We start from the raw sequence: 6,337 nt of genomic DNA on the forward strand, positions 1-6,337 counted from the left end.
CCGGCTCGAACGGGCGGGTCCGTCACCGCAATCTGATCCGGTGCCGCAAAGCGGGCCGGTGACGGAAGGAGACAGATATGAATCTTGAAAAATACTCCGAGCGCGTGCGCGGCTTCATCCAGTCTGCGCAGACCATGGCGCTCTCGCGCAACCACCAGCAGTTCACCCCCGAACATATATTGAAGGTGCTCGTCGACGACGACGAGGGCTTGGCCGCGTCGTTGATCGAGCGCGCCGGCGGCAGCGTTCGCGACGCCAAGCTTGGCGTCGAGACGGCACTTGAGGCAATGCCCAAGGTGGAAGGCGGCAACGGCCAGCTTTATCTGGCGCAGCCGCTGGCCAAAGTGTTTTCGACCGCCGAGGAACTGGCCAAGAAGGCCGGCGACAGCTTCGTCACGGTCGAGCGGCTGCTGACGGCGCTGGCGGTCGAGAAATCCGCCAAGACCGCCGATATCCTGACAAAGGCCGGCGTGACCCCACAGGCGCTGAACCAGGTGATCAACGACGTCCGCAAGGGCCGCACCGCCGACTCGGCGAGCGCCGAGCAGGGCTATGATGCGCTGAAGAAGTACGCGCGCGACCTCACCGCCGACGGCCGCGCTGGCGAGATCCGCCGCACCATCCAGGTGCTGTCGCGCCGCACCAAGAACAATCCGGTGCTGATCGGTGAACCCGGCGTCGGCAAGACGGCGATCGCCGAAGGGCTGGCGTTGCGCATCGTCAATGGCGACGTGCCGGAATCGCTCAAGGACAAGCAGTTGATGGCGCTCGACATGGGCTCGCTGATCGCCGGTGCCAAATATCGCGGCGAATTCGAAGAGCGTCTGAAGGCGGTGCTTTCGGAAGTTACCGCTGCCGCTGGCGGCATCATCCTGTTCATCGACGAGATGCACACGCTGGTCGGCGCCGGCAAGGCGGATGGCGCCATGGATGCGTCGAACCTGTTGAAGCCGGCGCTGGCACGCGGCGAACTGCACTGCGTTGGCGCGACGACGCTCGATGAGTACCGCAAGCATGTCGAGAAGGACGCGGCTCTTGCCCGCCGCTTCCAGCCGGTCTTCGTCAATGAGCCGACTGTCGAAGACACCGTCTCGATCCTGCGCGGCCTGAAGGAAAAATATGAGCAGCACCACAAGGTGCGCATCTCGGATTCGGCGCTGGTCGCGGCAGCGTCGCTGTCCAACCGCTATATCGCCGACCGGTTCCTGCCGGATAAGGCGATCGACCTTGTCGACGAGGCCGCGTCGCGGCTACGGATGCAGGTCGATTCGAAGCCCGAAGCGCTGGACGAGATCGACCGCCGTATCATGCAGCTGAAGATCGAGCGTGAGGCGCTGAAAGTCGAGAAGGACGACGCGTCGAAGGACCGGCTCGCCCGCCTCGAAAAGGATCTTTCCGCTCTGGAGGAAGAATCGACCGAACTGACCTCGAAGTGGCAGGCCGAGAAGCAGAAGCTCGGGCTCGCCGCTGACCTGAAGAAGCAGCTCGACGAGGCGCGCAACGAACTCGCCATCGCCCAGCGCAAGGGTGAATACCAGCGCGCCGGCGAGCTGGCCTATGGCAAGATCCCGGAACTCGAGAAGAAGCTGACGCAGGCCGAGGCGCAAGACGGCAAGGTCGGTATGGTCGAGGAAGTGGTCACCCCCGATCACGTCGCCCATATCGTGTCGCGCTGGACCGGCATTCCGGTCGACAAGATGCTGCAAGGCGAGCGTGACAAGCTGTTGCGCATGGAAGACGAGATCGGCAAACGTGTCGTCGGCCAGGGCGAAGCGGTGCAGGCCGTGTCGAAAGCCGTTCGCCGTGCTCGCGCCGGCCTGCAGGACCCGAACCGGCCGATCGGCTCGTTCATGTTCCTCGGACCGACGGGCGTCGGCAAGACCGAGTTGACCAAGGCGCTCGCCAGCTTCCTGTTCGACGACGAGAGCGCCATGGTGCGCATCGACATGTCGGAATTCATGGAGAAGCACTCGGTCGCCCGGCTGATCGGCGCGCCTCCCGGCTATGTCGGCTATGAGGAAGGCGGCGCGCTGACCGAAGCGGTGCGGCGCCGGCCCTACCAGGTCGTGCTGTTCGACGAGATTGAGAAGGCGCATCCCGACGTGTTCAACGTGCTGTTGCAGGTGCTCGATGACGGCCGGCTAACCGACGGGCAGGGCCGCACGGTCGATTTCCGCAACACGCTGATCATCATGACGTCGAACCTCGGCGCCGAATATCTGGTCAATCTCGGCGAGAACCAGGACGTCGATGTCGTACGCGACGAGGTGATGAGCGTCGTGAGGGCGTCGTTCCGGCCGGAGTTCCTCAACCGCGTCGACGAGGTGATCCTGTTCCACCGGCTGCGCCGGCAGGATATGGGCCGCATCGTCGAGATCCAGCTCAAGCGGCTGGAAAACCTGCTCGTCGATCGCAAGATCACGCTTTCGCTCGACCAGGAAGCGGTCGACTGGCTGGCGGCCAAAGGCTATGACCCGGCCTATGGCGCGCGGCCGTTGAAGCGAGTGATGCAGAAGGAACTGCAGGACCCGCTGGCGGAAAAGATCCTGCTCGGCGACATTCTCGACGGTTCGACTGTCAAGGTCACCGCCGGTTCCGACCGGTTGAACTTCCGGTCGAAGCCGGCGGTGGTGGCGACCGAGGCGGCGGCCTGACTTCAACTCGGCTTGCATAAAATGGCGGGGCGCAGATGACGCTGGATGACTACAACAGCTTCTGCGCCTCGTTGCCGTCGACAACCCATGTCGTCCAGTGGGGCGGCGCCCATGTCTGGAAGGTCGGAGCCAAGGTCTTCGCGATCGGCGGTTGGAGCGAGGGGAAGGAGCCGTTCGTCACCTTCAAATGCTCCGACATCGCCTATGACATCTTGAAGGAACAGCCGGGCCTTCGGCCCGCGCCCTATCTTGCGTCACGCGGAATGAAATGGATCCAGCGCCAGACAGGCCAAAGCATGGACGATGACGCGCTGAAGGACTATCTGCGTGAAAGCCATCGCCTTGTCGTTCTCAAGCTGACGAAACAGGCACGCAAGGAATTGGGGTTCGCCGCCAGCTAGTGTTCTTACTCCAGACCGCCAGAAATCCGCCATCTTCATGCCCGGTTCATGTTGGAACCTTATGGTCGCTAACTGATTTGCTGGCGAAGGGGTTGGTCTGTCGCATCGGCCCGAAAATCGAATTCGATTTTCGGAAAGCGCGATGCGGAGATTTAGAGTGTTAGAGCGTGTTTTGCGCGCCCGGAAGGACGCGCGGCGCTCCAAAGAGACAATGCCGGGCGGCGGCAATTACGGACCGGAGTTTTGGCCATCATGTTTCGCACGATCTTCACCCTTTCGGCGCTTGCCATTGGGCTGCTGGCGCCGAGTGCGATGGCCTCGCCCATGGCGGATACCGCGCCGCGACCTGCCCGTGCCGATGCCGGCGGTGTGCTGGTCGCCCAGAACGGTGATTTCGACGTCTATTACGACGCCAGGGGAAACCGCGTCATCGTCGATGCGGAAACCGGCAAGGTCCTCGCCATCCAACCGCCGCAGACCAGGTTCGATCGCCGTGCGCTGCGCCAAGAGCGCTTGCGCAATCTCGGACCGGTCGAGGACGACCGCTATTATCTCGACGACCCGGAAGACACGGCGCGCTTGCGCCGCAGGCAATCGGAAGAGGAAGGCCTGATCGTCGTACCGCCGGTCGACGAAGTCGTACCGCCGGCCGACGAATACGATCCCTACAGCGACAATTCGGTGGAAGCTTTTCCCGAAGCCCCGCGGGATGACGGCGGCTATGGCAATAATTATCCGGAGGCGCCGCAGCCGGCAAAGCCGCGCACCGTCGAGCGCCAGCCGCTCAACGAGGCTTCGATCGAGCCAGTCGAGCCGACGGCGCCGGGCGACCAGGCGGCACTGCCGCCAAAGATCGGCGGCAAAACGGTTGTCGACCCCTCGCTCTCGCTCGGTGCACGCCAGGATGTTGCTGCGTTGCAAGTGCTGCTCGACCGCGCCGGCGCTTCGCCCGGCGTCGTCGACGGGCGCTTCGGCTCGAATGTCGACAAGGCGCTCGCCGCCTACAACGAGATCACCGGCAGCAATCTGAGGTCCACCGATGTGGTCGGCATCCAGGCGGCCCTTGAGCAATCCGGCGGCGATGCCTTCGCCTCCTATAACATCACGCCCGAAGATGCGGCCGGCCCCTATGTCGCCTCGGTGCCGGACGACTACAGCCAGAAGGCGCAGCTCGACCGGCTGAGCTACATCTCCGTCACCGAAGCGCTGGCCGAGCGGTTCCACATGGACGAGAACTATCTGAAGGCGCTCAATCCGGAAGCCAATTTCAACCGTCCAGGCACGATCATCAAGGTCGTCAATTTCGGCAGACTGGTGGCGAAGCCGGTGGCAAGCATCATCGCCGACAAGGGCAAGAAGCAGGTCCGCGCCTATGACGCGTCGGGCAAGCTAATCGCGGCCTATCCAGCCACCATCGGCTCGGCGGACACGCCGTCACCCACCGGCACGCATGCGGTGTCGCGGGTCGCGTTAGATCCGAACTACACCTACAATCCCAACATCAATTTCAAGCAGGGCGAAAACGACAAGATCCTGACCATTCCGCCGGGCCCGAACGGCCCCGTCGGCTCGGTCTGGATCGCGCTGGACAAGCCGACCTACGGCATTCATGGCACACCCGACCCCTCCAAGATCGGCAAGACCGAAAGCCATGGCTGCGTGCGGCTGACCAATTGGGACGCGCGCGAACTGGCAAAAATCGTCTCGCCGGGCGTCACGGTGGAATTCATCGACTGAGCGCCATCGGCAAGGAGCCGTGGTCGATGCCATAAAGGTCCCGATCCTGTTCTGGTTTCAACGACAGCAACCCTCTGGCCGGTTGTTGCCGGCGTATCGGAGGTCTAAGCAGGCTGCATGAAGTCTCCAAGCGAAGCCGCTGCCATCTCCCTGACCGGCTCTCTTCCAGCCGATTCATTTTGCCCGCAATCGCGGCGGCATTTCGTGCTGATCGCGGCGATCCTGGCTTCCGCGCTCGGCTTCATCGACGGTTCGATCCTGGCCATCGCCACGCCGGCGATCCGCGTCGATCTTGGCGCCAGTTTCGCCGAGGCACAGTGGATTTCAAACTCCTATGCGCTGACGCTTTCGGCCCTCATCCTTGTCGGCGGCGCCGCCGGCGACCGATTTGGATTGCGGCATGCTTTCGTGGCAGGCATCGCGCTGTTCATTGCCGCCTCGCTTGCCTGCGCGGTGGCGCCGAACCCGCCAGTGCTCATTGCGTTTCGCGCCATTCAGGGCATCGGTGCTGCCATCATGGTGCCTGGCAGCCTCGCCATTATCGCAAAGGCCTATCCGAAGAAGGAGCGCGGCAGGGCGATCGGCATCTGGGCGGCGGCCTCGGCGCTGACGACGGCGCTTGGCCCGGTGCTGGGCGGCGTTGTCTTGTCGGCCTTCGGCGACGGCATCTGGCGAGCGATCTTCGCGATCAATCTGCCGCTTGGTCTTCTCTCGATCTACCTTCTGCTTACCAAGGTCCCGGCCGATGCACCGACGGAAAAGCGCAGCCTCGATCTCGGCGGCGCTGCGCTCGCCACATTGGCGTTCGGGGCGCTTGCCTACGGCTTGACCTCGATGAGCGCAGAGGGTGAGGGGCAAATGTCCGGCCCGAGCATTGCCGTCGGCGCGGTGCTGCTCATCGTGTTCATCGTCTTCGAGCGCCGGCAGCACGAACCGATGATCGATCTCTCGCTGTTTCGGGTCGGCGCCTTCGCCGGCGCCAATGTGGCGACCTTCTTCCTTTATTTCGCGCTGTCGGCCAATCTGTTCTACCTGCCGATGCTGCTGATCGCCGGATGGGGGCTGAGCGCGGCTGAGGTCGGCTTCATCTTCCTGCCGCTGTCGGCCTTGATCGCGCTGTTGTCTGGACCGATCGGCCAGTGGTCCGACCGGATCGGTCCGCGTTTTCCGATCGCCACCGGCAGTCTCGTCGTTGCTGTCGCCTTTGCCGGACTTGCCTGGCTGGCCTATGCGGGCATCCACAATTTCTGGTGGGGAGTGTTTCCGCTGATGGCGCTGATGGGGCTCGGCATGGCGCTGGTCGTGTCGCCGCTGTCGACGGCGATCATGACGGCGGTCGAGGACAAGGCTACGGGGGCTGCGTCGGGAATCAACAATGCCGTCTCGCGCATTGGCGGGCTTATCGCGGTGGCGGCGATGGGATCGCTGGCGGCCTGGGTCTATGCGGCCGCGCTGAACGCCGGTGCCGCATCCGCCATTCCGGGTTTCGGCGAACCGGCGCCGGCGGGCCTGGCGCCGGATCTCGATGCAGCAAGGCTTTCCGCC

The 6,337-nt window shown here is 63.7% G+C and carries 4 protein-coding genes; all 4 read left to right on the forward strand.

Annotation, left to right across the window (positions count from 1 at the left end; genetic code table 11):
- The first annotated feature begins 77 nt into the window (after positions 1-77).
- Complete coding sequence (gene clpB, locus E5W87_RS05020) at positions 78-2,654, forward strand: ATP-dependent chaperone ClpB (protein WP_292394612.1); 2,577 nt, start codon at positions 78-80, stop codon at positions 2,652-2,654.
- 35 nt (positions 2,655-2,689) lie between these two features.
- Complete coding sequence (locus tag E5W87_RS05025) at positions 2,690-3,055, forward strand: MmcQ/YjbR family DNA-binding protein (protein ID WP_292394614.1); 366 nt, start codon at positions 2,690-2,692, stop codon at positions 3,053-3,055.
- A 252-nt stretch (positions 3,056-3,307) separates the two neighbouring features.
- Entirely contained in the window at positions 3,308-4,792 is a 1,485-nt protein-coding gene (locus E5W87_RS05030; RefSeq protein ID WP_292394616.1) for a L,D-transpeptidase family protein, read from the forward strand.
- 117 nt (positions 4,793-4,909) lie between these two features.
- Positions 4,910-6,337: MFS transporter (locus E5W87_RS05035; RefSeq protein ID WP_292394618.1), on the forward strand; the 1,428-nt coding region annotated here is incomplete at its 3' end.

The sequence above is a fragment of the Mesorhizobium sp. genome, assembly GCF_004962925.1.
Classification (GTDB): domain Bacteria; phylum Pseudomonadota; class Alphaproteobacteria; order Rhizobiales; family Rhizobiaceae; genus Mesorhizobium.